Annotated in this window: 26 protein-coding genes, 1 tRNA gene and 1 pseudogene; 18 read left to right on the forward strand and 10 right to left on the reverse strand. The window is 55.2% G+C overall.

The window, feature by feature from the left end; all coding sequences use genetic code 11:
• Positions 1–455 precede the first annotated feature (455 nt).
• The 4 genes from GS614_RS21350 (at position 456) to GS614_RS21365 (ending at position 4371) form a co-directional block, all read left to right on the forward strand.
• Positions 456–1205, forward strand: a complete 750-nt coding sequence (locus tag GS614_RS21350) for an allophanate hydrolase subunit 1 (protein ID WP_171207143.1) — start codon at positions 456–458, stop codon at positions 1203–1205.
• Positions 1202–2200, forward strand: a complete 999-nt coding sequence (locus GS614_RS21355; RefSeq protein ID WP_171207142.1) for a biotin-dependent carboxyltransferase family protein — start codon at positions 1202–1204, stop codon at positions 2198–2200. The genes GS614_RS21350 and GS614_RS21355 overlap by 4 nt, the downstream gene beginning before the upstream one ends.
• Positions 2201–2212: 12 nt before the next feature.
• Positions 2213–2974 (forward strand): LamB/YcsF family protein, encoded by a 762-nt coding sequence (locus GS614_RS21360; RefSeq protein ID WP_171364734.1) that lies wholly within the window; start codon positions 2213–2215, stop codon positions 2972–2974.
• 149 nt (positions 2975–3123) lie between these two features.
• Positions 3124–4371, forward strand: a complete 1248-nt coding sequence (locus tag GS614_RS21365; protein WP_171727274.1) for a hypothetical protein — start codon at positions 3124–3126, stop codon at positions 4369–4371.
• Positions 4372–4428: 57 nt separating this feature from the next.
• On the opposite strand, the gene GS614_RS21370 is transcribed toward GS614_RS21365, so the two are convergent.
• Positions 4429–5823: a D-alanyl-D-alanine carboxypeptidase family protein gene (locus tag GS614_RS21370; RefSeq protein ID WP_171727275.1), complete on the reverse strand. Its 1395-nt coding sequence runs from the start codon at positions 5821–5823 to the stop codon at positions 4429–4431.
• A gap of 279 nt (positions 5824–6102) precedes the next feature.
• Positions 6103–6804 (reverse strand): HAD family hydrolase, encoded by a 702-nt coding sequence (locus GS614_RS21375; protein ID WP_171172743.1) that lies wholly within the window; start codon positions 6802–6804, stop codon positions 6103–6105.
• A 93-nt stretch (positions 6805–6897) separates the two neighbouring features.
• Here GS614_RS21375 and clpS point away from each other — a divergent pair, with 93 nt between their 5' ends.
• From clpS to hemF, 4 genes are read left to right on the forward strand one after another with little or no spacing between them, the layout of a single operon-like run.
• A complete protein-coding gene (gene clpS / locus GS614_RS21380) occupies positions 6898–7239 on the forward strand; it encodes an ATP-dependent Clp protease adapter ClpS (RefSeq protein WP_152456986.1) in 342 nt (113 codons plus the stop codon).
• A gap of 42 nt (positions 7240–7281) precedes the next feature.
• On the forward strand, positions 7282–8247 hold the full coding sequence (locus GS614_RS21385; RefSeq protein ID WP_171207138.1) for a class I SAM-dependent methyltransferase: 966 nt from the start codon (positions 7282–7284) through the stop codon (positions 8245–8247).
• Positions 8248–8283: 36 nt separating this feature from the next.
• On the forward strand, positions 8284–9084 hold the full coding sequence (locus GS614_RS21390) for an SDR family NAD(P)-dependent oxidoreductase (RefSeq protein WP_171727276.1): 801 nt from the start codon (positions 8284–8286) through the stop codon (positions 9082–9084).
• Between the two features lie 5 nt (positions 9085–9089).
• Positions 9090–9974 (forward strand): oxygen-dependent coproporphyrinogen oxidase, encoded by an 885-nt coding sequence (hemF, locus tag GS614_RS21395; RefSeq protein ID WP_171727277.1) that lies wholly within the window; start codon positions 9090–9092, stop codon positions 9972–9974.
• Between the two features lie 3 nt (positions 9975–9977).
• Here the strand turns inward: hemF and GS614_RS21400 are convergent, their stop codons facing one another.
• Positions 9978–10385 (reverse strand): hypothetical protein, encoded by a 408-nt coding sequence (locus GS614_RS21400; protein ID WP_152456982.1) that lies wholly within the window; start codon positions 10383–10385, stop codon positions 9978–9980.
• Positions 10386–10570: 185 nt separating this feature from the next.
• Between GS614_RS21400 and GS614_RS21405 the strand changes: the two genes are divergently transcribed.
• A complete protein-coding gene (locus GS614_RS21405) occupies positions 10571–11083 on the forward strand; it encodes a toxin-activating lysine-acyltransferase (RefSeq protein WP_171172747.1) in 513 nt (170 codons plus the stop codon).
• Positions 11084–12016 carry a Hint domain-containing protein gene (locus GS614_RS21410; RefSeq protein WP_171121005.1) on the forward strand — a complete coding sequence of 311 codons (933 nt, stop codon included), beginning with the start codon at positions 11084–11086 and terminating at the stop codon, positions 12014–12016.
• On the opposite strand, the gene modC is transcribed toward GS614_RS21410, so the two are convergent.
• The 3 genes from modC to modA are packed head-to-tail and all read right to left on the reverse strand — an operon-like array spanning position 12013 to position 14587.
• On the reverse strand, positions 12013–13113 hold the full coding sequence (modC, locus tag GS614_RS21415) for a molybdenum ABC transporter ATP-binding protein (protein ID WP_171727278.1): 1101 nt from the start codon (positions 13111–13113) through the stop codon (positions 12013–12015). The two genes, GS614_RS21410 and modC, sit on opposite strands and share 4 nt — an antisense overlap.
• Positions 13110–13802: a molybdate ABC transporter permease subunit gene (gene modB / locus GS614_RS21420; RefSeq protein WP_171727289.1), complete on the reverse strand. Its 693-nt coding sequence runs from the start codon at positions 13800–13802 to the stop codon at positions 13110–13112. The genes modC and modB overlap by 4 nt, the downstream gene beginning before the upstream one ends.
• Before the next feature lie 5 nt (positions 13803–13807).
• Positions 13808–14587 (reverse strand): molybdate ABC transporter substrate-binding protein, encoded by a 780-nt coding sequence (gene modA, locus GS614_RS21425; protein WP_253285499.1) that lies wholly within the window; start codon positions 14585–14587, stop codon positions 13808–13810.
• A 294-nt stretch (positions 14588–14881) separates the two neighbouring features.
• Here modA and GS614_RS21430 point away from each other — a divergent pair.
• From GS614_RS21430 to GS614_RS21460, 7 genes are all read left to right on the forward strand, one after another.
• Positions 14882–14957 (forward strand) — tRNA-Val (locus tag GS614_RS21430).
• Positions 14958–15049: 92 nt separating this feature from the next.
• The gene (locus GS614_RS21435) at positions 15050–16633 is read left to right on the forward strand and encodes a DUF6538 domain-containing protein (protein ID WP_216601244.1); all 1584 of its coding nucleotides are present in this window, start codon (positions 15050–15052) and stop codon (positions 16631–16633) included.
• Between the two features lie 628 nt (positions 16634–17261).
• Positions 17262–17462 carry a hypothetical protein gene (locus GS614_RS21440; protein ID WP_171727280.1) on the forward strand — a complete coding sequence of 67 codons (201 nt, stop codon included), beginning with the start codon at positions 17262–17264 and terminating at the stop codon, positions 17460–17462.
• Positions 17463–17660: 198 nt separating this feature from the next.
• On the forward strand, positions 17661–18296 hold the full coding sequence (locus tag GS614_RS21445; protein ID WP_171727281.1) for a recombinase family protein: 636 nt from the start codon (positions 17661–17663) through the stop codon (positions 18294–18296).
• A gap of 79 nt (positions 18297–18375) precedes the next feature.
• Positions 18376–19416: a hypothetical protein gene (locus GS614_RS21450; RefSeq protein ID WP_171727282.1), complete on the forward strand. Its 1041-nt coding sequence runs from the start codon at positions 18376–18378 to the stop codon at positions 19414–19416.
• A gap of 736 nt (positions 19417–20152) precedes the next feature.
• Entirely contained in the window at positions 20153–21061 is a 909-nt protein-coding gene (locus GS614_RS21455; RefSeq protein WP_171727283.1) for a hypothetical protein, read from the forward strand.
• Positions 21061–21756 carry a hypothetical protein gene (locus tag GS614_RS21460; protein WP_171727284.1) on the forward strand — a complete coding sequence of 232 codons (696 nt, stop codon included), beginning with the start codon at positions 21061–21063 and terminating at the stop codon, positions 21754–21756. The genes GS614_RS21455 and GS614_RS21460 overlap by 1 nt, the downstream gene beginning before the upstream one ends.
• Positions 21757–22006: 250 nt before the next feature.
• Here the strand turns inward: GS614_RS21460 and GS614_RS21465 are convergent, their stop codons facing one another.
• The 3 genes from GS614_RS21465 to GS614_RS21475 form a co-directional block, all read right to left on the reverse strand.
• Positions 22007–22225: a hypothetical protein gene (locus GS614_RS21465; protein WP_171727285.1), complete on the reverse strand. Its 219-nt coding sequence runs from the start codon at positions 22223–22225 to the stop codon at positions 22007–22009.
• Positions 22226–22366: 141 nt separating this feature from the next.
• A complete protein-coding gene (locus GS614_RS21470) occupies positions 22367–22894 on the reverse strand; it encodes a hypothetical protein (protein WP_171727286.1) in 528 nt (175 codons plus the stop codon).
• Positions 22887–23693: a hypothetical protein gene (locus GS614_RS21475; RefSeq protein ID WP_171727287.1), complete on the reverse strand. Its 807-nt coding sequence runs from the start codon at positions 23691–23693 to the stop codon at positions 22887–22889. The genes GS614_RS21470 and GS614_RS21475 overlap by 8 nt, the downstream gene beginning before the upstream one ends.
• Positions 23694–23855: 162 nt before the next feature.
• On the opposite strand from GS614_RS21475, the gene GS614_RS21480 reads away from it, so the two are divergent.
• Positions 23856–25199 carry a hypothetical protein gene (locus GS614_RS21480; RefSeq protein WP_171727288.1) on the forward strand — a complete coding sequence of 448 codons (1344 nt, stop codon included), beginning with the start codon at positions 23856–23858 and terminating at the stop codon, positions 25197–25199.
• 276 nt (positions 25200–25475) lie between these two features.
• Here the strand turns inward: GS614_RS21480 and GS614_RS21485 are convergent.
• Positions 25476–25587, reverse strand: a pseudogene (locus tag GS614_RS21485) (IS5/IS1182 family transposase); the annotation flags it as partial.

The raw sequence follows: 25587 nt of genomic DNA on the forward strand, positions 1-25587 counted from the left end.
CAGCGCCGGTGAAGGGGGTTCTAAGTATAACAAACAAATCCCGCAAGCAGAAAATGACGTCGCAGAGCATTTTTTTGAAAATTTCAATTTAATCAAATAAAACCAATATATTACAAGACTGGAAAGCTTACCCTTCCTGTGTCTGTCGGGGCTCTCTCCATCGGATGGCCACGACACAACCGAGAAGACGCAAGATGGCACTACTATATATAGGGAATCGAGCAACACTGAACACAAGGCCGCGCGACTCAAGTCCGTGAATCGACTCGGGACTCTGCCAGAATCTGCATTGAAAACCTCAAAGGCCAGATTTCGAACCGCATCATGCCGGGGCGACCCACATGAGTCCAACCCCACCTTGAGCGCGCCAACATTCTGAACACCTATCTTGAACATCCCACCGGGATGGGTTCTGGTCTAGGACATTCGTTTTCGGCTTCTTCAGCGAGACAGGTATGACGCGTCACCTTACGTTCCCACTGGTCAGAACCGTCGGATTTGACGGTGCGCTTGTCACATTTGCGGACACGATGTCTGAGACAGCGAACCGAGCGGCGCTGGCCTTTCGATCTGAACTGGATCGGCTTCAATGGGAAGAGGTCACGGAGTCTTCTGCCACGCTGGCCTCGGCATATGTCCGGTTCGATACGCAACGGACCACCCACCAACAGATGCTGCACAAGCTTCAGGACCTCGTCGACCAAAAGGACTGGTACAGCACACCACTTCCAACAGGCCGCAGGCTGTGGCGAATTCCGACGGTCTATGGCACTGACCTTGCGCCCCAGCTGGACGATGCCGCTGCTGCTGCCGGTCTCGCGCCGGAAGAAGCGATACGGCGGCTTGGCCAGTCCCGCGTGCGGGTTTTGACGATAGGGTTCGCCCCCGGGCAACCCTACCTTGGGCCATTGCCCCCCGAGTTCAACATTCCGCGGCTGCAAAACCTGACCCCCATGGTCCCCGAAGGCGCTCTGGTTCTTGCAATATCGCAGTTTGTCCTGTTTTCCGGGCCGACGCCAACCGGGTGGCGGCATGTCGGGCAAACGGCATTTCGGTGTTTCCGGCCCGAGACGACCGAGGCATTCGCCCTCAAGCCTGGGGATGAACTGATATTCGAACCCGTTTCCCGCGAAGACCTGGAACATATCAGAGCCAAAAACGAAGATGGCACCGGCGGAGCAACCTGCGAGGAGATTGCGCCATGAGCCTGATCGTCCACCAGATCGGCCCGGCTTGCGCCATCCAGGATCAGGGGCGCACAGGTTATCTGGACCAAGGCCTTTCCCGGTCTGGGGCCGTCGATACACTGGCCCTTCATGAAGGCGCCGCATTGCTCGGCCAGAGCCCGGAGCTTGCGGCACTGGAAATGGCCGGAATGGGTGGCACGTTCGAGGCCACACAGAGCATGCGCATCGCATTGACCGGTGCGCGGATGCAGGCCAGCATTGATGGCAGCCCCGTGGCCTGGAATGCCTCGCATCACCTCGAACCCGGACAACGGCTGGTCATCGGTGCGCTTCTGCAAGGCAATTACGGCTATCTTCATTTGGGAGGCGGTATCGATTCAGAGGTTTTTCTGGGATCTCGATCCGCGCACCTGACGGCACGGATCGGGAGAGCTGTGAAGCCGGGCGACCGGCTGACCTGTGGCGCGGATGCAGGCGACGCTGGTTTGAAACTGCCCCCTTCCGAACGCTTCTCGGGCGGCGTTCTGCGTGTCGTCGCCAGCTTCCAGACGTCCTTGTTTGATGACGCAACGCTTGATCGGTTTGCGCGCACCTCATTCCATCGTGGCGCACGCGCCAACCGGATGGGGATGCAAGTGAACAGTGACGGCGACGGGTTTGCGGCCACTGGCCAACTGAACATCTTGTCCGAGGTTATTACCCCGGGCGACATCCAGATGACCGGAACCGGAGATCCGTTCATCCTGCTGCCTGAATGCCAGACCACAGGAGGGTATCCCCGCATCGCGACCGTTTTGCCCTGCGACATGCCCCGCGCAGCGCAGACACCCGCCGGCGGAGCGATCACGTTCGAATTTGTCAGCATGGAGCAAGCCACCGAATTGCACGCGGCATTCATGGCGGATCTTGCCCGCCTGCCCTCAAAAGTCGAAGCGTTGGTGCGTAACCCGCATGACATCCCGGACTTGCTGTCCTACCAATTGATCAGCGGAGTGATCTCTGCCACCGACTAAGGAGATGTGCCGATGCCAAGCGTCGATCTGAATGCCGATATGGGGGAAAGCTTTGGCCCGTGGAAAATGGGTGACGACGAAAGCCTTCTGAAGATCATCACCTCGGCCAACATTGCCTGCGGCTTTCATGCGGGTGATCCGGATGTAATGGCGTCGACAATGAAGCTGGCAGCCGAGAATGATGTCGGCATCGGGGCGCATCCCGGGTTTCCCGACCTGCAAGGCTTTGGCCGCCGGAACATGAAGCTGTCTCAGGACACCCTTCGCAATCTGGTGCGGTATCAGTTGGGCGCAGCCATGGGCATGGCCAAGGCGGTTGGCACCAGAGTTCGCCATCTAAAGCTGCACGGCGCACTGGCCAATATGTGTTCGGTCGATATCGATATGGCGCGGGCCTGCTATCAGGGCGCGCTGGACGTCGATCCCGACATCATCGTGATGGTTCTTGCCGTAACGAAACAGGAAGACGCCGTGCGCGAGCTGGGCTGCAAATGGGTGGGCGAGATTTTTGCCGACCGCGCCTACAATGACGACGGAACATTGGTTGACCGCAGCCTGCCCGGCGCGGTGATCCATGACGCGGATGTCGCAGGACCCCGCATCCTGAACATGGTCCGCGAAGGCGCGATCATCACCGAAAGCGGCAAGCGGCTGGAAACATCGATCGACACAATTTGCCTGCATGGTGACGGACCAACGGCGGTGCAGATCGCCCGTTCTGTTCGCGAAAGCCTGATCGGGGGCGGTGTCGAGGTCACGAAATTCACCCGCTGAACATCATGGGTTAACGTCGGCAACCCAAATTCACGACTGTTGCCCGTACAGGCCTCAGCGCCTAGCATGGCGGGCAAACGTATATTCTGAATACTACAATTTCAAACAATGCCTTGACCCATGGCGGGCAAGAGCAAGGAGGTCTTGGAATGTCATTTGATCTGATGTCTTATCAGCCCCGGGGCGACAAGAAGAACTCGGATTTCTTCAATGAATACCTTCCGAAGATTTACGAACGCCGGACAAGCTCGGGCATTGCAGATCAGGTCGGCGCGATGCGGGCCATCATCATTCAGGTCGAACCCGACGCGGCGTTCGACACGATGGTCGAGCTTTACGTGATGACACCCTATCGGCACACCGCCAGCTATCTGGGACGGACCCACAGATTCTCGGTTCTGCATTCACATACCGACTATCCCGCGCTGATCCTGATGGCGCCGCTCAGCCCCGGGTTTGAAGATTTCATCCCCCGCATCAATCGCATGTATCCACTGGCGCGCAACACACCGCAGACGCGCTATGTGGGCGAGGTATTCGCAGCCTGTGATCTAAACGCGCTGACCCATGCACTCGAGGATCAGAACATACGGTTCGAATATCCCGGAGATACCGAGAACCCGTTCTACACATCGGACGGGTTCCGATTCACCACCCCGTCCGATTTCACCTGCAACCGCGTCGGGTATTCGACCCACGACTTCAACGACACAGATAGTCTGGGCCTTGGGGATCGCGTGTTGCTGAGCGACACGGAACAGGCCCGTCTGGAACAGGCCGCCGCTTTCGGAACCGAAAGCAAAATCGCCCCGCTGATGCTGGGAATCGACCATCTTGCGACGCGGGTATTGGCGGGCGAGCGCGAGGATGCGATCCTCGAGTTTCTGACCATGGTGCCCTATTATTTCTGGGGCGCTTACAACATATTCGACATGAACTCATCGACCAACGTGAACCGCAACGGCAATGTGGACGATGACAAAAAATCTCCGGCCAAGGTATTCACCGCAAACAACACGCCATCCTTCGTGAACTCCTTCGCCAAACTGCCGATGCCGACCGAGGATTTCGTGCGCAATTTTGGCCGTCGTCTGCATCACATGGCCGTCGAGATTCAGGATGGCGATCACGGCGCCGGGGAAAAGAACGTCGATTTCGTTGTGAACACCCTGAAGGACAAGGGTGTGCCGTTTCTGGCCCATGTGGTGGGTGAGTGCAAAGACGATCCGAACCTGAAACAGATCTTCTCGAAACACTCCAAGCATACCCTGCTGATTACCGAGTATATCGAGCGGTGCCACAAATATGATGGGTTCTTCACCAAGGACAATGTCGCCGCCCTGACAGCCGCCGCCGGACAGGATGAACAATACCAGCACGGCCATGTTTTCGATTGAAAAAAGGGCTGCGGAGTACCGCAGTCCAGACCCATTCAGGAGAGAATATGCCGAACCTTATGATGGCCCGATCATGAAACATGTGACGTTGCGGGCCTGCAAACGGCGACAGGCCAGATCCGCCTGTTCGCGGGTCATGCCCTGAAAGGTTGCGTCAAACCCACGCGCGCTTTGGTTTACCTTGCGCAGCGTGCCTTCCAGCGTGGTCATTTCCGACAAAGCGGTTTTCAGCAGAACCTTCTCGGCCTCATACCGCGTGGTATAGCGCCCCACATTGACCCCCCACAGATACCCACCTGACGAAGACAGCCGAGTGACAACCTCCTGTTCAGGCTCGGGCTGTTTGGTGGAATCCGTCGAAGCCAGAACCAGATTTTCGGGGCGCAATGCCGGACGGGTGTCGGATGTTTCTACAGGCGGTGCGGTTGGTGCGATATCAGCTTCTGCAATGGCAGCCGCGATCGCGCTGGTGATGCGGTCGCGATTCTCATCAGCTGTCACAGCAACCGCGCTTGCGACTTGCGTTGACGCGGAGGGGCGCCGAACCGGGCGCAAACTGGATTTTGGCGCCCCGCTTACGCTGGCGACCTGCGTCCCGGCACCCAATCCGGTATTTCCTGCATAAGCCGGTCGCGCAGGTTTGCGAATGGGCGCACGCGACGGCGCACGGCGAAAGCCCAAATCCAGAAGCTCGGCAACCTTGGCATTCCGAGAGGCGCCAGATTTTCCGCCAAAGACGGTGGCGATGATGCGTTCATTCTTGCGTTTTGCCGATGCCACAAGATTGAACCCAGCCGCTCGGGTGTACCCGGTTTTGATGCCATCGGCACCTTTGTAGGCTGCCAACAGGCGACGGTTGGTGTTGGGAACGGTTTTGATCCCTGCATAAGTCGATTGACGCGAGAACAGGTTGTAGTATTGCGGATAGTCATACAGCAGATGCCGACCCAGCGTGGTCATGTCACGTGCGGTCGAAAGATGCCCCGCCTCGGTCAAACCATGGGCGTTCTTGAAGGTCGTGCGGCTCATCCCCATCGCCTTGGCGGTTCGCGTCATACGACGCGCAAAAGCTGCCTCGGATCCGCTGATGGCAATACCGATGGCCGTGGCGGCATCATTCGCCGATTTCACAGCAGCCGCGCGGATCAGATAGCGAAAAGCAATTGTCTGACCAGCGCGCAGGCCCAGCTTCGACGGTGGCTCGGCTGCCGCCTTTTTGGTGATCCGAACCGGGGTATCCAGCGTGATCTCACCATTCCGCACCGCTTCGAACGCGATATAAAGCGTCATCATCTTGGTCAGCGATGCCGGGTGAAGCCTTGTGTCAGCATTGCGCGAATGCAGCACCTCTCCGGTTCGGGCATCAATCACCATCGCTGCGTAAGGTGCTGCCATGGACCTGAGCGGCGCAAACGCCAGCACACATAGCAACATTATGAGAAAAAAGCCCATTCGGGCCGGAACTGTCCGCCGAATCTGCACGATTTTTGCCTCTGTCTGCCTCGCGCCGCCGGGTTTTCCCGGTCAGCAAAAATTATTTTATTATCGTAAACACTATCACAGAGACTTGGTGAAATAAACCGAAAGCTGAGCATTTCGCGGTTTCGTTAGGTTGCCCGAACTAGGCTATATCTAGACAAATACTGCCCTGAGCCCACCAGATGCGCGATTGAGGCAGAACTTGGTCAACACCCGGCAGGGTTTTCGTGGAACTGCGGCCAAAAGGCAACATCACTTCAGGCTGTGCACCAGATCGGCCAGACCGCCTAAATCCCTCAACTCCCGGAATCGGGGACTGTCGACCGGGGCTTCAGCATGCTCCACCTCCCAGATAAGGCCGTGCGGGACATGAACCCCCCAGCTTCCTGCCTGGATCGGAGCCACAACGTCAGATCGCATGGAATTGCCAACCATCATCGCGCGCGCCGGGCCATCACCATGCCGCTCAAATATCGACCGGTAAGTTTCGGGGGTCTTTTCAGACACGATTTCCACTGCGTCGAACAGATCGCCCAGACCCGACTGAGCCAGTTTGCGTTCCTGGTCGATCAGGTCCCCTTTGGTAATCAAGACAACCCGGCACAAGCCTGTCATGCCTTCCACCGCGTCGCGGGCATGGGGCAACAGCTCGATCGGATAGGCCAGCATCTCTTGCCCGGCTTCGATCAATTGGCGAATGACCGAGGCCGGCACACGGTCATCCGTGACCTCGAGAGCGGTTTCGATCATCGACAGAACAAAGCCCTTGATGCCGTAGCCATAGTGTCGAATGTTGCGCTTTTCGGCTGCCAGAAGCCGCTCCATCAGATGATCCTGGTCGGCATGATCGGCCAGCAACTGGGCAAAATGCGCCTGCGTCAGCTGAAAAAAACGCTCATTGTGCCACAGGGTATCATCCGCATCGAAACCGATTGTCGTCAGCTTGTCAGTCATCTCGTTTACGTCCGCTTGCTCTTTTCACCGGCCATCCCCACGTTATATAAGCGCGAAGATAAACCCCAAAACTGAATCGGACAGTTGCCTACGATGCTGGAAAAGACCTGGATGATGTCTGACGAACCGGACGACGACAGCGACGCGTCCGTTCTGGTGCAGACGCGCCCAAAAACCAAGCGTCCGCCTTTGTACAAGGTGCTGTTGCTGAACGACGATTACACGCCAATGGAATTCGTGGTTCATGTTCTGGAACGTTTCTTCGGCATGACCCATGCAGAAGCATTCGAGATCATGCTGACCGTGCACAAAAAAGGTGTGGCCGTCGTCGGGGTCTTCAGCCATGAAATTGCCGAGACCAAAGTTGGCCAGGTTATGGATTTCGCCCGCAGGCACCAGCACCCGCTGCAATGCACCATGGAACGCGAAGAATAAGGCTTTTCGCCTGACCCTCACCCATATTTGCCGGAATTGCCCATGTCCCTTCGCCTGGAACTTGCATTGCAGAACGGCCTGTCGCTGTCATCTCCCCTCAGCGTGATCTGCCCTGTTCCAGCCCATGATCTGTCGGCGCTTCCCCATGCGGCGCAGGTGGTGCAGCCGTTCAAACCTTTTTACGACCATTTTGCCGCGCAGGGCTTTGACACGGTGCCCGAGACAGACGACCGCTGCGAGGATGCAATTGTGTTTTTGCCACGGGCCAAGGCGCTGGCTCGGGCGATGATCCATCTGGCCAGCTCACGAGCCCGCGGCGTTGTCGTGATAGATGGCGCAAAGACCGATGGCGTGGACAGCATTCTGAAAGATGTTCGCAAAAGGGTATCGGTCGAAGGGCCTCTGTCCAAGGCACACGGGAAAATCTTCTGGTTTCAGGCTGACCCGCAGAGCTTTGCAGATTGGGCTGCGCCAAAGACGCAGATCGTCGATGGGTACCACACGGCACCGGGTGTGTTTTCAGCGGATGGGATCGATCCCGCTTCGGCCATGTTGCTGAACGCCTTGCCTGCCAAGCTGGGGCCGCGCGTGGCCGATCTGGGTGCCGGGTGGGGGTATCTGAGCGCGGAACTTTTGAAACGCGGCAACCTAAAATCCGTGCATCTTGTCGAAGCAGATCACACGGCCCTTGCCTGCGCGCGCATCAACGCTTCTGACCCCAAGGCCCGGTTTTATTGGGCTGACGCCGTCACCTGGTCTGCGCCAGAGCCATTGGACACGGTTGTAATGAACCCCCCGTTTCACACCTCACGCAGTGCCGACCCCACGCTGGGGCAGGGCTTCATCACTGCAGCGGCACGCAATCTGACGCGCAACGGAACCCTATGGATGGTCGCCAATCGCCACCTTCCCTATGAAACCACTCTGAACGAACACTTCGCTCGGGTCGATGAAGCCGCTGGCGACAACCGGTTCAAGGTGTTTGAGGCCTCTCGCCCTCGGCGATAAGGCCAGCTAACCTGCCCCCAATTCAGGAGGATTCGGATGTCCTTTTCCATCGCAGGCAAGACAGCAATCGTTACAGGCGGGGCCAATGGCATCGGGCTGGCCATAGGTCGGCATTTCGCGGACGCGGGCGCAAATGTCATGTTCGCCGATATAGATGAAAAACGTCTGATCGATGAGCTTGGGGAACAGGCAGAAGACGGCAATATTCGTTATTTCGCAGGCGACCTGCGCGAAAAGCTGACCATTGCCAATTTGCTGTCGGCAACACTGGATGCGTTTGATCAGGTGGATATTCTGATCAACGGCGCGCGCCAGGTGATCCAGTCTGATCCGCTTGATCCCGATGACGACTCGATGCGTACCTTGCTGAATCAGAACCTGATGCCTGCGCTGCGGCTCAGCCAGTTGGTCGCAAAGCGTATGATCAAACAGGCCGGGGATGACGATGAAAATCCTGCCGGGTCGATCATCAACCTGTCATCCATCGCGGCCCGCCGCACGCATCCCGACCTGATGGCCTATTCCGTGTCGACCGCCGCGCTGGACCAGATGACACGTTCACTGGCCGTGGCGTTGGCGCCGAACCGCATCCGGGTCAATTCGATTGCGCTCGGCTCGGTCATGAGTGCATCACTGCAATCGACGCTGAGAGAGAACCGAGAATTCCGCGACGATATCGAAAAGCACACACCGCTTGCCCGTATCGCGTCGGCCACTGAATTGACGGAAACCGCGCAGTATCTGGTATCGGATGCAGCCGGATTCATCACCGGCCAGATCCTGACAATCGATGGCGGCCGCACATTGCTTGACCCTGTTGCCGCACCTGCGCATTGAGACCCATGTTCGAAACAGAAAAAAACACCGCCTCTGCCTGGTTCCGCCAATTGCGCGACAACATCGTTGCCGCATTCGAAGCATTGGAGGACAGCCACGACACCGGCCCGTTTTCCGACGCAAAGCCCGGCCGCTTTGAAGTCAAGGAAACCAAACGCCAGTCCGAGGACGGCTCTGACGCAGGGGGCGGTCTGATGTCCGTGATGCGCGGCGGGCGAGTGTTTGAAAAGGTCGGGGTCAATGTCTCGACAGTTTACGGGACCCTGGGCGAGCGTGCACAACAGGCGATGGCAGCACGCAAAGGCTTTCCCGGGATGACCGAAGACCCGCGTTTCTGGGCCTCGGGGATCAGCCTCGTGGCGCATATGCAGAACCCGCATGTCCCGGCGGTGCATATGAACACTCGGATGTTCTGGACCCCGCACGCCTGGTGGTTCGGCGGCGGATCGGATCTGAACCCCTGTATCGAATATGATGACGACACGGCGCATTTCCATGATACCCAAAAGGCTCATCTGGACCCGCATGGACCAGGGCATTATCCACGCCTGAAAGAGTGGGCGGACGAATATTTCTATATTCCCCACCGCAAACGCGCACGCGGCGTGGGCGGTATTTTCATGGATGATTATTGCACCGGAGACTGGCAGGCCGATTTCGCCCTGACCCAGGATATCGGTCGGGCTTTCCTGCCCGCTTTCGCGCCATTGGTTGAAAAACGGCGCGTACAGGGTTTCTCGGACGCCGACAAAGACACCCAGCTGATGCATCGCGGTCTTTATGCGGAATACAATCTGGTCTATGACCGCGGCACCAAGTTCGGATTGGAAACCGGACATGATCCGGACGCGGTTCTGATGAGCCTGCCACCAATGGCGAAATGGATCTGACCCTCAGAACGTGTCCATGATGAAGTTGTCATAGCAGTAGTTCTGCGCCGACGACGCCGACATGTTGGCCCCGACTTTCCTCACGGTGATGGAATATCCCGGCTTGGTATCCGCCCCCGGCGGCGGGGTCAGCGAGAATTGTACGGTCCGGACGCCGGGTTCATAGGCGCGCCAGATATAGATCCGTTGGTTGTTTGGCACGCCCAGACTGCGGATCGCGTAATCCCCAATTCCACACCAATAATTAACGGGCGCTGAGGATCCGATGGCCTTGACCTCGTAGACACCGTCCGGCATTGGCGTGATTTCCGTACGAAATTGCGGCCGAACGGACAGGCCGAACCCGACAGCCTCGGCCATCGCAGGTATCGACAAAAGCACGGCAGCAGCCAAAGTCTTGAATGAACGCATAATCCAGATATCCCGAAACAAGGGTCCGATACCAATAGCATAGTCGGGACGACCTGCGAGTAAAGCAGGACAGGCCAACGAGCCGGCAACACTGACCACATCAAAGAATTTATTCTACCCATATTGCAGGAAAGCAGTACACTCGCTGTAGACTTTTGGTTCCCGTTACACTGTTGGGCATCTCTTTGAGCAAGACGTTTCCAAAAGACTGGTTCGATTTCACGCCGGAAAAATACGCGGATCTGGGCGCTATGTTCTTTCTGGCGGGTTTGACGAAAACACATCAGAAACGCAGTCTGGCACAGGTTTTGTACGCGTTCGAAACTCCGTTTCGCCTGGGCCAGTACCATATCTTCCGACAGCACGGATTCCCCCGTGGTTTTGTCACCTTCGCCGGGCTCAGCCCCGAAGCCGAATTCCGTTATGCGGTGAAAGAAAAGCCCCTTTCCGACACGGATTTCACCAGCGGATCATCCTTCTGGATCATTGATCTTGTGGCTCCGTTTGGACAGACCAGCCAAATTGTTGATATCCTCAAGCAGGAAATCCCGCACCCGCGTGTGCGCACCAACCGGATGGACAGTGACATGACACGCAATCGCATTGTCGAATGGACGCGGGATGAAGCGGGCGAGGTTCACATGCGCCTGTATCGCAAGAAGGAATTTGAACGCGTGTTGCAGCAAGGCGAGGGTTAATTGGTTTCAGTTCCGATCACAGGCGAACTGACCGGGGATGTGACTGGTTTTCCACCCAACGTTGAGACGGGGCAACCCACTCTGGACAATGGAAACTTCAATCCGGTCACGCAAACCTGGACGATTGCGGCACAGCCCGCCAACGGCACCGCCTCGATCGACCCGAACACGGGAGAGTGGACCTATACCGTCGACCCGACATTTTTCGATGGTCTCGACAAAGGAGAAGTCGTCTTCGATTCTTTCTTCATCAGCGTCTCGGGTACAACCCAAGCCGGCCCATTCACCCTTCCATTCACCGGCACACCGGACCCGGTGGAAGTGGTCATCCGGATCGAGGGCGTCTGTTTTGCGGCCGGAACCCTGATCGAAACTGAAAGCGGCCCGCTTGCGATCGAAACGCTGGACGCGGGTCATATGGTGGCCACTGCCGATCACGGTCTGCAACCTATCCGCTGGATCGAAAGCAGCAGGATTCCACCCGAACGATTATGCGATGAACCTGCTTTGCGCCCCGTTCGTATCTCGGCGGGCAGTCTGGGGCCGAACGAACCCTCACGGGACCTTCTGGTGTCGCAGCAGCACAGGATCCTGGTCAAAGGCCCGAAAGTCGAGCTGTTTTTCGGCGCATCCGAAGCCCTGGTTGCCGCCAAACACCTGTGCGGATGGCCCGGCATCGGCATCGAGACATCGGTTCAAACGGTCGAGTATCTTCACGTCCTGCTGGACCGGCATGAGATCCTGAACGCCGAGGGCGCGCAAGCCGAAAGCCTGTTTCTGGGGGAAGAGGCCCTTTATTCGCTGTCCTCTGAGGCATTGCGCGAACTGGCTTCGATATTCCCTGACAGACCGACCTCGGGTCACACCGGGTTCGGGCGCGCGGCTCGCCTGATACTGCGCGAACACGAAGCCCGCGCCCTTGCCTGCGACTAGCTGCCGGCCCCAATGCGCCCGCCGACATCCTGCGGGGCCAATGCAACCGTCTTGATCACGGCATAACATGTGCTGCCTGGTTTCAGGTTTAGGGCCGTAACAGATCGACGCGTAACCCGCGCAAGCACATTGCCCGCCGGGGTCTTTACCGACACGATGGCACCCGGCCCCTCGCCCGACCGGATCGTGTCCACGGTCCCGGCCAGCACGTTCAGTGCCGAAAGCCCTTCGGGTTTGTTGTTCGACAGGATCACTTCCTGAGCGGGTATCCGAATCCGCAAGTTTGCCCCGACCTCATGCGCGATACGAGGCAGAAAGAGCCGCGCGCCATTGGCGTTCAACTCCGTCAGCCCGTCGGAATGATGCTTTGCAACCTGAACTTGCAACACGGCCCCGACGGCGCGAATTCCCGCAGGAGCCACTGACGGGTCGGCAAGCATTTCGGATGCGGGCCCGTGGCGAACGGCCTTGCCATCCTGCAACGCAACAACGGATGTAGCCAGCCGGGCCACTTCAGCGGCAGAGTGCGTCACATAGAGGATCGGAACCGAGACCTCGTCCCTGAGACGCTCGAAATAGGGCAGGATTTCCGCCTTTCGCCCATCATCCAGTGCTGCCAGCGGTTCATCTGCAAGGATCAATCGCGGGCTTGCCAACAAGGCCCGCCCGATGGCGACGCGCTGTTTCTCACCGCCTGACAACCCGGCAGGTCTGCGGTCCAACAGATGGCCGATGCCCAGCATGTCGATGACTTTGTCGGGGTCTTCGCGACGTGTGTTTTTCGGCGCAAACCAACGCCCATAGGCAAGGTTCTGGCGCACGGTCAGATGGGGGAACAACCGCCCTTCCTGAAAAACATACCCCAATCGGCGCCGATGCGGCGGCAGCCACAGGCCCTGTTCCGTGTCGAACAGAACCCAGTCATCTACCGCCACCCGGCCTGCCTGGGGCCGCAACAACCCTGCCACGGCATTGACGATGGTGGTCTTGCCCGATCCCGAGCGCCCGAACAGCACCGTCACGCCCGGCGGCGCATCAAAACTGACGTCCAGATCGATCCCCGGCAGTTGGTGGCGCAACCGAACAGACAGGCTCATGATCCGGCCACCCGAGCTGCAGCACGCCGCCCCACATACTCCGACAGCAATAACGCGCTCATTGCGACGACGATCGAGATCAGAACCAGCCGAGTCGCGGCCGCCTCGCCGCCCGGGACCTGCAAAAAGGCGTAGACAGCTGAAGGCAACGTCTGCGTCTGACCTGGTATGTTGGACACGAAGGTTATCGTTGCACCGAATTCACCCATGGCCTTGGCGAAGGCCAGAATAGCCCCGGCTATGACACCCGGTAAAATCATCGGCAAGGTCACCGTACAAAACACCATCGGACGCGACGCGCCCAGAGTTGCCCCTGCCTGTTCCAGCTTCGGGTCCACCGCTTCGATCGACAAACGTATCGCCCGGACCATCAAAGGGAAGGCCATGATCCCGGCGGCAAGGGCCGCGCCTGTCCAGCGAAAGGCCACGACGATCCCGAACTCGGCCAGAAACCGGCCCAGCGGACCTTGAATGCCGAAAGTGAGCAACAGCAGGTATCCGGTGACAACCGGCGGCAGGATCAAAGGCAAATGCACCAGACCGTTCAAAACCTGTCGTCCGGGAAACCGCCAACGCGCCAGAGCATAAGCGACAAGTATACCAAACGGCAAAGTCGCCAGCGTCGCCCAGAAAGACACGCGCAATGAAAGCTTCAATGCTTCTACTTCGGCAGGCCCCAACCAATCCAATGCAATCACCTGCCCGGCAGGGTAAATCCCTGCTCCAGAAATACAGCCGTGGCTGCATCCGTTTTCAGGCGTTCAAGAAAGGCGTGTGCTCCTTCTTTTGCGTCGAGGGTCAGTGCCGCGGGATAAATTATCGGTGGATGCAGATCGGCAGGGAACGTCCCAACGACCCGGACCCTTTCTTCCACCCTGGCATCTGATTGGTACACGATCCCAAGCGGCGCGGCCCCTGCCGCCACCAGAGCCAGCGCAGCGCGCGCATTGTCGGCCTGCGCCACCTGAGACCGCACAGCCTCCCACTGGTTCAGACTTTGCAAAGCAGCTTTGCCATAGATACCGGCAGGCACCGCGTCGACCAGTGCCATGGCCAGATAGCCGTCTTTCAAGTCCGCCTTAAGGTCATATCCGGGCTGGATTTCACCCACTTGCGCATGATCTTCAGCCCCGATCAGAACCAGGCCGTTGCCCAGCAGATCAACCCGAGAGTCTGCCCGGATCAATCCGTCCTGCTCCAACACATCCATCCAATCCGTATTGGCCGAGACAAACAAATCCGCAGGCGCGCCTTGCTGAATCTGCCGGGCCAGGACCGACGACGCCGCATAGGAAACGGAAACGCTCTGACCGGTTTGGTTTTCGTACCCGGCAACGATTTCGTCCAATGCAGTCTTGAGGCTGGCCGCTGCAAAGACCAGAATGCCTTCTGCACCGGCCCGGATCGGGGCCAGCGCCGTCATGCCAAGGACCAATGCCACCATCCAAAATCGGCGGGCGAAGGATAGGGTCATGTACACTCCCGACCGGTTTGCTTCAGTCTCTCCGGGGATATCGGACGCCACCGGTGGCGCGCAAGCGCCTTTGGCCATTTACACATGATGGGTTGTACGTTGAGCAAGGCGTTTTCCATCGATCTGTCCGAAAATGGGCTGCCCACCTTCCGGCCCGAGAGGCACCCCGAGCGCCCGCATGTTCGGCCTACGGCTGACAAGATGCCCCGTTGGACGGCCGCCGAAGACGGAACGCAAGAAAATCTTCCAGACCCTCTTGCACCTGCTCGCAGGCTTGGCTAAATGCAGCATCACGGGTGATTAGCTCAGTTGGTAGAGCGCTTCGTTTACACCGAAGATGTCGGGAGTTCGAGTCTCTCATCACCCACCATCCCAACTTATTGATCTCGCTAATGTTCCTGATATTCAGGGCCTTGCGCTGCCTCAACTAGTACATAGAGGTGGTACACGATGAGATTCGCAATGCCTAAGCCTGTTCTGATCAGATCGACTTACTATTTACGTGTCCATGTCCCTAGAGACGTAGTCAACCAAGCTGCAGGTACCACAGTTGTTCTACCTGTCGGCGATAGGGACTGTCGGGTAAAGCTTACGACCCACGCCAAAGTTTCATTGAGGACGAAAGACTGGCCAGAAGCAAAGAAACGCTTTGCAACAGCACATGCTGCGCTAGAGACCTACTGGGATACACTACGCTCTGGCTCAACTAGCCTAAGTCATAAGGACACAGTTGCGTTAGCTGGCGAAGTCGTCGCAACGTTCCTTCAGGTACTTGAAGAAGAACCCGGATCACCTGAGGTGTGGAAGCAGGTGGCAAAACTGGATGCCAACGCTAGGGAGGGCAAGAGCAATTCCTTGGCGGGCCCTACACCTTCGACCAAGGTTACAGACATGGAGCATCGATTTGGCGAGTTAGCAGATGCTCAGTTGGCTAGGCGAGGTCTGATCGTTGACAACGAGTCTCGCAACCGTCTCATTCGACGCATTGCTGTGGCCATGGAGGATGTCAGCCGGGTGAGCTTTGCAAGGGCGACGGGTGACTACTCTGAAATAGATACTCTCAAGAAGTACCCAAATTACGAGCCAAAACCCAAACAACACCCGGGTGTTCACGATGAGCGCGGTGGAGTTACGTTTGACGAAGTAATTGACGAGGAAGTACGTCGCCGATCCGCAGGCAGAGATGCAAAGCCCATGTCCTCCAGTGCAGAGCGAAAGTTTCGAAGAGCCGCTGACGAGTTTGCGAAGCACCGAAAGAGCAAACGAGTGGACACTTTGACAGCGCAACAGGCAGACGACTGGAAGTGGTCAATGCTGAATGAGGGAAAGCTGTCAAACTCAACCATAGCCCAGCGCTTGCAGAATTTGAGAACAGTTGTCGAGTGGGCGCGGCGTCATGCCCTTGGCAACCTCTTCCCCAGCGGCAACCCCTTGGAACTTGTTGCACTACCGCAGCGGCAGGGGGTCAACAGCGCGGATCGCACGTATCGGTTCTGTGAGGCGAAACTGGTCCTTGAAGGGGCGAGGCGCGAGACGAAGCCGGAGCTTAGATGGTTGCCGTGGATGTGCGCCTACTCGGGCGCTAGGATTGAAGAGGTTGCGCAGCTGAGGCCCGATGACTTCTTCCAGTCCGCTGATGACTGGTTCTATCGGATCACGACGAAGGGCGGGAAAACACTTAAGAACCAGCACAGCAAGAGGACTGTTCCCGTACACCCTGACCTCATAGCTGAGGGATTGATCCAGTTCGTGCAGGCGCACAGTAGCAAGCCCAATCAACGATTGTTCCCCCGGCGATCACAAGGAAACGTAGCCGGGTGGGTACGAGGCAAGCTTGGGCTTACCAGAAAAGACCTAGCACCCAACCATGGGTGGAGGCATCTGTTTGAGGACTTGGCAATGAGGGCGGGTATCTCGGATAGCGCGAAGACATACATCACGGGTCGATCAACTGGGCGGTCAGCTGAAGGGTATGGGAAAAGCGACGCAATGCTACCAGGGTTGGCGACGGAGATGCGTAAGCTTCCTTCATTCCTGCCCCGCTAGAGCCGCTGAGTGAGTCACCGAGCGACCTTTCGTGCGCTTCAGCTGGGTATATAGCCAAGAGCCTTTAGCGAGCGCTCCAGAGTCTCTCAACGCGTCATCGGGTTACTTCGGTTTAGGTGCCACCATTACAGAATAATCGTTTCTGTGGGGGCCTCTCTGGGGCAACTGCAATCTGAAGCTGTAGCTTCGATGTTAGTCGCCAGACCTCCCTTACCGTTCTTTCAGCTTTCAGCTTTGGGGGGTAAGGGGGGCATCTGGGGATACATCTGAAGCTATTTTGCTTAGATAGCTTAAGCTATTGCTGAAGCTTTGGTCGTCCTCGTAGTGGAGGAAAGACCTAAACAGGACCGCCTCAAAGCTCGTGCTTTACTTGCTGAAGGCAGCTTAAAGTTTGATCACCACGACGAGATTGACGCTAGCGCCATCAGTTATAGAGCTGACATTAGTCAACCAAGCAAAAAATGTCGCAATAATCTGAGTGTCTCATCCATATATCGTGTGGATCGATAATACCCCCATACCGGGTCTTCGACGGGCTGGTAAAGCGCATTCAATTGCCACGCCTTCCCAATCGAATACTTAGACTGCTGGGGCGCGTCCCCTCATCAATCAAGAATTGGAGATGAACATGAAACGCTGGCAAGCAACCATCAAGTATCGCTCAGAGGCTGGTTCGGTCGAGGAGACACACGAGGTGGAAGAACTCAACGAAATCCACGACATTGTCGAAGCAGGCTATCACTGGGACTGTCTGATCGACTTGCGTGTCGAACGCGTCAATCACTCGGTCAGTCCGACGCTTACAATCGAAGCTGCAGCGCAGCTGTAGCGTAAACCGATTGGCAACGTCACTGCGGAGGGCGGCTGCTCTCCCCGGTGGCCTTGTATGGACGCACTTATTTTTTGTCCGTAAGGGTATAGCTCCACGTACACCAGTACGGCTCGGCAAATTCCTGTCCGCAAGGGTTGACTTATATCAACGTACACTATTATCAGCGTACATCACCTAAACGGACATGAGGACTACATGAGCAAGACTATCCTGTACGCACGAGTTTCGACTGCTGACCAGACGCTTGACCATCAGCGGGCGCAAGCTGAGGCCGCTGGGTTTGAGATCGACGAGGTGGTATCCGACCATGGGGTTTCAGGCGTTAGCACAACCCTGCAGGAAAGACCTGAGGGGAAGCGGTTGTACGATAAGTTGCGCCACGGCGACACGCTAGTGGTCCGCTGGGTGGATCGCTTGGGTCGTAACTACCAAGACGTGACCGACACGATCAGGCACTTCATGAGGCAGGGAGTAGTCGTGCGCACGGTGATCAACAACCTCACGTTTGACGGGGCAACAACAGACCCCATGCAAGAAGCCGTGAGGGACGCTCTGATAGCCTTTATGGCTGCGACAGCTCAGGCTCAGGCGGAAGCAACAAAAGAAGCTCAGAAGGCGGGCATACAGGCTGCAAGGAACAACGAAGCCAAGTACAGAGGCAAAAAGCCCAGCTATGACAGCCGCAAGCTGATGATCGTTACAGATATGTTAACTCGGGGCGCCGGGACCTCAGAGATCGCAAAGGCAACAGAGCTTACTCGCCAAACAGTCCTGCGGATCAAAAAAGACCCGGCTGCAGCACAAGTAGCATTAGCCAAATGGGGCCTTTAACTATTTCTATCTTCGGTGATTTGTAGTTGGTACTGCCAATGGGAAGTGAATATGAGGAAGGCTTGGCGAGGGTTAGACATTGAAAAATGAAGAACGCCACTGGCGGCAATGTGTTTTCTGCGGGAAAAAGCCTGACCGAAAGAACCTTGAACACGTTATCCCAAAATGGCTTCAAGCTCTTGCCGGAAATCAAAATAAGCCTGCCGAAGTATGGACACCCGATGGGGATCGCAACCTGCTGTGGGCTAACTTCACACTCCCATCATGCACAAGTTGCAACCAGCACTACGGGCGGCTGGAAGAACTAATCAAAGAGGTGTTCGAGAGGCTCGAGGAGGGCTACCTGCTCGGAGCGGACGCAAGGTTGTTGCTGGACTGGATGGACAAGATTCGAGTTGGTCTTTGGCGTCTCCAGTTGGCACACGGAAAGGCGGGACATAACATCACACCGAACTTCTCTATCAACGAAAGGTTGGCGACTTCGGATAGATTGGTACGAGTGTTCAAGTACCAGACAAAGGGTAAAGGTATTGGCCTTGTGGGAACAGACACCACTGCTTGGATACGGATGCCCAGCGCGATGGCTCTGATCGTCAAGGACATCGTTATTCTGTCAGCTTCTGCTGGTGGCTTCTTACAGGAGGCGATGGGAATAGTTGAGGCTGCTGACGCCGTTAATGTCGAAGGCTTCAATACACCCTTCATGGTCGCGAGGCCCACGGGAGACTTCAAGCCAAGTTGGGCCGTAGACCTGCTGCGCTTCCGGCAGCAGAGGTTCTTCACCTTCTACACGCTGGGGGAACACTTTCACCACCCAATCGGCGAAGTCTGTACCGACATTGAGAAATCGGTAGAGCTGGTGGATGACGAGAAAAGGTTCGAGTTGGACACTGTCAAAACTCTTCCGCAGTTGTTGGAGTTGCTCGTCACAATTGAGGTGTTGGAGCTGCAGCGGCACCTTTTGCGCGGCTATACGAAACTGACTTTGCCCGATGAGTTCCGACCACGGTTGAGGAACATGTATCAAGCTCTGGATCATCGAATTGATGGGTTGACTGATGTTTACAACTCAATCGCCCCAATCCCGACCTACAAAAGATCGTATCTCAGTTGGGCATGATGTTGCTTGGTGACCGATCACAGGTTGGCCGATTGAACGTCCGAGAAACCGCCCCCCCCCTCTAGCTCCGCGCCGTGGGTGTGGCTGGGAGAATTGACCGGGGTTGGGAGTGGCGTGATGTTTTAATCGCTATGGGTTAATGTCGCGCAGTTTAGAACAGACAAGGACGTCCATTTTCGAGACTCACCAATAGGTCGGGCCTATCCTCAATAACGGAATTGATTATTGGGATATGAGGTGACGGCTCGCCGGTCGAAACGGATTATCCACGCTTATTTCGAATGGAAATAAATCTGGCTAGCACACCACGATTCACAATGAAGAATGAGGGTCAAATCCAGCCTATGGTAGAGTCTCACAGTTACTTTCCATAGCCTTTTGGGGGTTACCACACCTATAAAACCTTAAATGTAATTTCCGACCATTAGGAAATTAGCTGATTGATTTCAGAAAATTGCAAACTTCTAATCTCCCAAGTTTCCCTTACGTTAACAGTTTCAAGCCATACATGTTAGGGTTGACTTTCACTGCTCGCCAAGCTTCTTGTGTGAACGAAAACAAATGAGCGGCTAGGCAACAAAACATACAGGTAGTGGCTAACAATCAGAAGCACGCTGGCATCTTGCTGGTCTGCGTTGTGATGCGTGTTTCGGACTTAGTCTCCGAAGCACATAAAAGAGGCGACTGACAAAACGTGTTGCGTACCGACTCACTAGTGTGTCGAGGGGAAAAACTTATGAATATAGCCTGTAAGGTATTGCGCATCACTCTGCTTGCCCTTTCGATCAGCGGCCTTCCGGTAGCGAGTAGTGCTAATGGTGCGATATCCCTTGCGCCCGCCGACTCCGGCGCCATGCAGTCAGCTGGTCCTGTTATCCTCGGAGAGGATTTTGCGGTTTTCAGCAACGGTGAAAAACTTGACCTCTCTTTTGTGCCTGAGAACAAATTTGGTTCAGACGATCTCGACTACACGACAAAAATTTACCACTTCACAACGAGTAAGAGCGGTTTAGGACTGCCTTTTGATGATTGTGGTCAACTGGACCAAGGTCATATTGGCCTCGTACGTTCGAAGAATGCAGAGAATGAAAAGTTCCTTAGGCTAGTTTTTAGTTCTGCAACTGCTCCATTGGATTTTTTTGAGAGCGTCTGCGCAGACTTCCTGTTTCTTGAGCCGGAACTGCCTGACGTCGGCCCTGAAGGGGAAGAAATAACAGGTAAATGGGAAGTGCAGTCGAAAACCGATCCGAACGGAAATCCTTACTTTGCGATGGGCATTCCAGCGGACAAGAAGTGGGATCGAACCGGGGAGTATCCTTACTTGGGCGCCAGGTGTAGCGGCGACAAAACCGAAGCCTTTATCTACTTTGGCGAGAAGCCGGTATTGAGTGGTGAAGCTGCTATGGTGGTCTGGGAAGTCGAAAACGGCGCGAAAAAGGTTGAGTTTTGGCCAATAGCGCAAAGCAAGTCAGCTGTCTTCGTTTCTGGTTGGGCCGGGAATTTTCTCAAGAATCTGGCAGGAAAGAAGCGGGTCGCTATCAACCTGGCTGAACAAGGAAAACGAGACTTTGATCTAAACTTCGATATTCGCGGCATAGACAAGGTTTTACCCAAACTCGCGTCGGCGTGTAATTGGAGCTACTGATGTTGCAGGCAGTAAAAGCCCTCGGCAACAAAGTCCGAACACTTCCGAAACTTGAGCTAAGCCGAAAGGTTACACTACCTGCTCTTGTGACCGTGTTGATTACCACGACTGACTTGTTTGCGGTTTTTTCGGAGTATGTCGCGACTAGAAAGTTCTCTTTGGAAGGTACCACTCTCTTTCGAACAGAAGAGGAGTTTCAAAGCGGAGTTATGGGCGCGGCAGCATACCTAAAAGCCGATCTACTCCTCACCAACTGGCCTTCAAGTGGAGCAAAGATTTCAGCCGTTTCTCGTGTTTCGACTGGTGACTACATAATGGTTCCCTCTCGAACAAAAGAATTGAAAGTAGATCACGGCGGTATAGCGGGAGTGAAAAGTAAATTCTTCTCACTACCTTCCATTACTACCGATGGAGAGGTGAGCCTGTTGTGCTTTGCGCAGCAATTGAATGAGGTATTTGCTTTCTGGAGCGGAAGAGTTGTCGCGGTACTTCCTAATGAAAACAGCTGGGAGGAACTTTCTGGACAGGCTTTGAATAGCTACTTTTTCACCTCAGAAGGAAAAGAGCTGATTTCTTCGACTAATCCAGGCAATAATATCGTAAAGCTTCAACGCAGTCCCGCTAAAGTTGTGACGCTCAATAGGTTTACTAGCTTCGGCTCGAACCCTTGCAATGAAGGAAGGTTTGAGACGTGAAGGGTTCAAGCGATTGGCTCCCAAAAGCCTATGAGCTTTATCCCTTGCGAGTAGGTGATTGTATGACGCTCAAGAGGCCTTCGGTTTTTTGAACGAAGGTTTTTTTGTGACGTGATCGAGATCTGAACAAACAGCCGGAACCACTTAGCGTTCATCGAAAACAGATAGGCGACTCAGGAAGTGGGATATTGTTACCTACGATGTGTTGGCGGAACGCAAGATCAAGTGTCTCCGTTTTGGGCCTACGCGCCTACGCCTCATGCCGCGCAAAGCTCTCAAGTTTGTCCAGATGACCACCAAGCTTCTGCGCAAGAATTCGAGGGCTGCTTTGTTCTCGCCCCGCTTTTTGCACCCATTCACAGGCTTCACGTAGCTGCTGAGAAAACTCTAGGAATTCCGCGGCATTAGAGAATTTATACTCCCTCCCAGTTTCCTTGTCAGTCAAGGAAAACGAACCCTGCTGTACCATTCAATACTCCTCAATATTCAAAATCGTTATGAGGGAAGGCCTCATCAGTCGCAATCCTATGAGTGGAGCCATAGACCTCAATGACCACACCAAACGGCTAATAGTTGCGAACTCAGAACATCTCTGGAATTCAGCGCGGGCTTAGGCAGCGGCGACCTGCATTTCCTCGTCGCTGGTCTGGGCGGCGAAAACATACTTTGGCGAATACCGTCTGCGCCCAAGCGCATCGCGGATAGCCACCTGAATTCTCCTGTCATCTAGACCGACTAGATGCTTCTCAATTGTGATGCATGGTACGAATATCGTGTGAGAGGCTCCGGGCGGAACGGAAGCAGGAAAGCGGCTGTCTACCAAGCTTGGCGGAAGCCTCATCTCAATACCGCTTGAAAGCGAAAGCGGATCACGCGAGCGGAAGAAACTCAGTTTACTTTTTAAGCGAGTACCTGACTTAAACCGCGTCAGGAAAGAAACCTCCACCAAATGAACTGCATGTGACGAGGGGTTTTGAATATCCACCAGTAGACCCGGAACAGTTTCACCTTCGAAATGATCGAACGCAAACGCTAGACGCACACGGAAAGTGGACCTCGCCTGTCGTACATTCCACAGGAAAACAATGGTTGATAGTACGGCTGCATAGATAGAAAGATACTTGGTTAGCTCAAGCATTCTCGGCCCGCTCCGTCTTATTTGTATCGAACCGTATGGCTTCCCAGAACTCCTTTGACCTCTCCCTACAAAGGTCACGCGTGTCTTCTGCCAAACTATAGCTGACTCCATTAACTGATGAGTAGAGCAGTTCAACGATCTCTGTGGACCTGTCCAGCAAAAACGCCACGTCCTTGAACAGTGGCTTCCCAATTGGCCCCTTTCGTTCTCTGTAGGTAAAGTCAAGGGAATGGGCGCGATGATCGCGGAGGTTCTGAAGCTTCAGTTTAACCTCATCGTTTATGAGACCAGCAGCTGCCTTAATTGCCTGGCGGCAATACTCCGTGTTCTTCTTGCTGCGCTCCTCCCCGAACTCCTCCTGCATACGCTTAATCTGCTGAGCCAAGAATGCCGCATCCTCCGGGTCATCTGGTGGTGACACCACGTGCGGGCGGCTATTCTTGTGATGCTCTAACACCGAACCTTCAAGTGAAGCGATCACTGCATCGTCGTTGATCAACGCAATAGCTGTCGGAATGGACAGAGCGTTGTCCGCTTCTCGATCCCAGAGGGCAAGTAATCTGATAACTTCATATGAAGCCAAGTCTTGCTGAAGAACGACAAACGCATTTGCACCACGAGACTTGGGTATTTTGGATATGAACTCGTCCCTAAACTGGACGTATTCGTTGTTCTCATGGCGCTGAAGGGCATCATCCAATCCGTAAAAGAGCCGCTCAATTATCACCTTTGCCCGATCAATGCGCTCTTCAGGTGTCCAGTTCGCGATCAATGCGCCGAACGGCTGTCGCTTTGGCAATATTATTCTCCCAGTTGTTACTCTGAAGTATTCGACGCGCCTCACTCGCACCCTACAGGCACCACAAACAGAACAGTTGCAGTGCAGCAAATTACACGCAATGATTGATCTAGAGTTTCTACAGAAGCAGTTCAATATCAGATAATTATGCAGGCAGCACTCATGAAATCGACCGAGTTACCAGAAAACGTCATCCAAGGTGAACAAGCCCGTTTGTTCCCCGTCTTAGCCACGACCTCCAAAGAGGGCCGAACGACAGCGATTGTATTGGCCTGCCTCACATTCGTTAACGAGTTCGGCGCAAAGCTACTTGGCGGCGTTGGCCAGCGGCTCGGGACGAGAGCTAAACTCACGACATACACAGAGGTTGTGTTCAAAAACCAGTCGGCAAAAGGCGGCGACCGCCCTGACGGTTTGATAGTCGTCACAGTCGGGTCGCGCCAATGGAAAGCGTTGGTTGAAGCAAAGGTAGGAACTGCAGAACTGCAAGCCGATCAAATAGAACGCTACCGCGCAATAGCCAAAGATAATAACTTGGACTGTGTGATCACGATCTCCAATCAGTTCGCGACCTCCCCTGAAGCCCATCCGCTGGATGAAGTACGAAAAAGCCGGTCCAGAATTCCGGTCTACCATTGGTCATGGATGCATGTTCTTACCACAGCTGACCTGTTGCTCAGCACTGGTGAAGTCTCTGACCCAGACCAGCGATTTCTGCTGAACGAATTACACCGCTTCCTTAGCCACGAGAGCGCCGGTGTGCGGGGATTTGATCGGATGCCAAAAGAATGGTCCGATCTGAACAAGTTAATCTCAAATGCGGGGGTAATCCCTGCGAAGTCTGTCGAGGCGAACGCGGTCATTGATGCTTGGCATCAGGAAACCCGTGATCTTTCTCTAATCCTCAGCAGGAAGACTGGAACCACTGTTTCAGAGAAGCTGCCGCGCAAACATCAAGGTGATCCTGCCCAACGCCAAAAAGACGAATACGCCGAATTAAAGGAAGCTAATAAACTGCAGTCGGTCTTGGCCGTGCCTGACGCGGCTGCGCCTGTTGAAATCGTCGCGGACCTAAGGATCAAAGCCGTAAGCGTTGGTATGACGCTCCGCGCACCCGAAGACAAAAAGACAACAAAGGCGCGGCTGAACTGGTTGCTTCGTCAAATAAAGACCGATCAGATAGAAGACCTCTACATACGATTGCTCTGGCCCGGAAAAAGCGAACCAACACAGCACTTGGTCTCTGACTTGAAGGAAAGCCCTGAAATCTGCGAAGAAGGTAAGCAGCATTTGGTAGCGCATGGCTTTCATGTGTTTATCAGTCGAAGTCTAGGTGCGCGGTTCACACAGCAACAAAACTTTATCGTCGATTTGGAAGCTATTGTACCGGACTTTTACGGGAGGGTTGGTGCGGACTTAAAAGCTTGGCAACGACCTGCACCGAGACTTCGCCAAGATAACCTTGATGAAGTTGATGAAGCGGAACCTGTTCCTGACGGGGGTTGACCGGGGGTACATTAGAGGAGTACATCAAGCTCAAGGTAGCGGCGGTGAAGCGCCATAAAAAAAGGGCCTTATGGTGAAGCCATGGGAGTTCGAGTCTCTCATCACCCACCATCCTTTCCCCGCAGTGTATCAAGGTCTTACGCGACTAGCACCTCTTGCTATGCTGCGCATGAAACTTTGTCCGCTACGCCTCCGCTGCACTTGAACGGAAAAGATATCTCCAACACAGGAGATTTGGGCAATGGCAACAATCGTAAAACGACTTGGGGTCAGGATTCATAACCAGTAAATTAAGTTTGCTACGAGTGCGATGGCTGATAGGAAGACCTTGGAACAACGGTCATAGCGTGTCGCCACGCGCCTCCAATCCCTAAGCCTGCCAAACATA

Source organism: Ruegeria sp. HKCCD6604 (genome assembly GCF_013110635.1).
Lineage (GTDB): Bacteria > Pseudomonadota > Alphaproteobacteria > Rhodobacterales > Rhodobacteraceae > Ruegeria.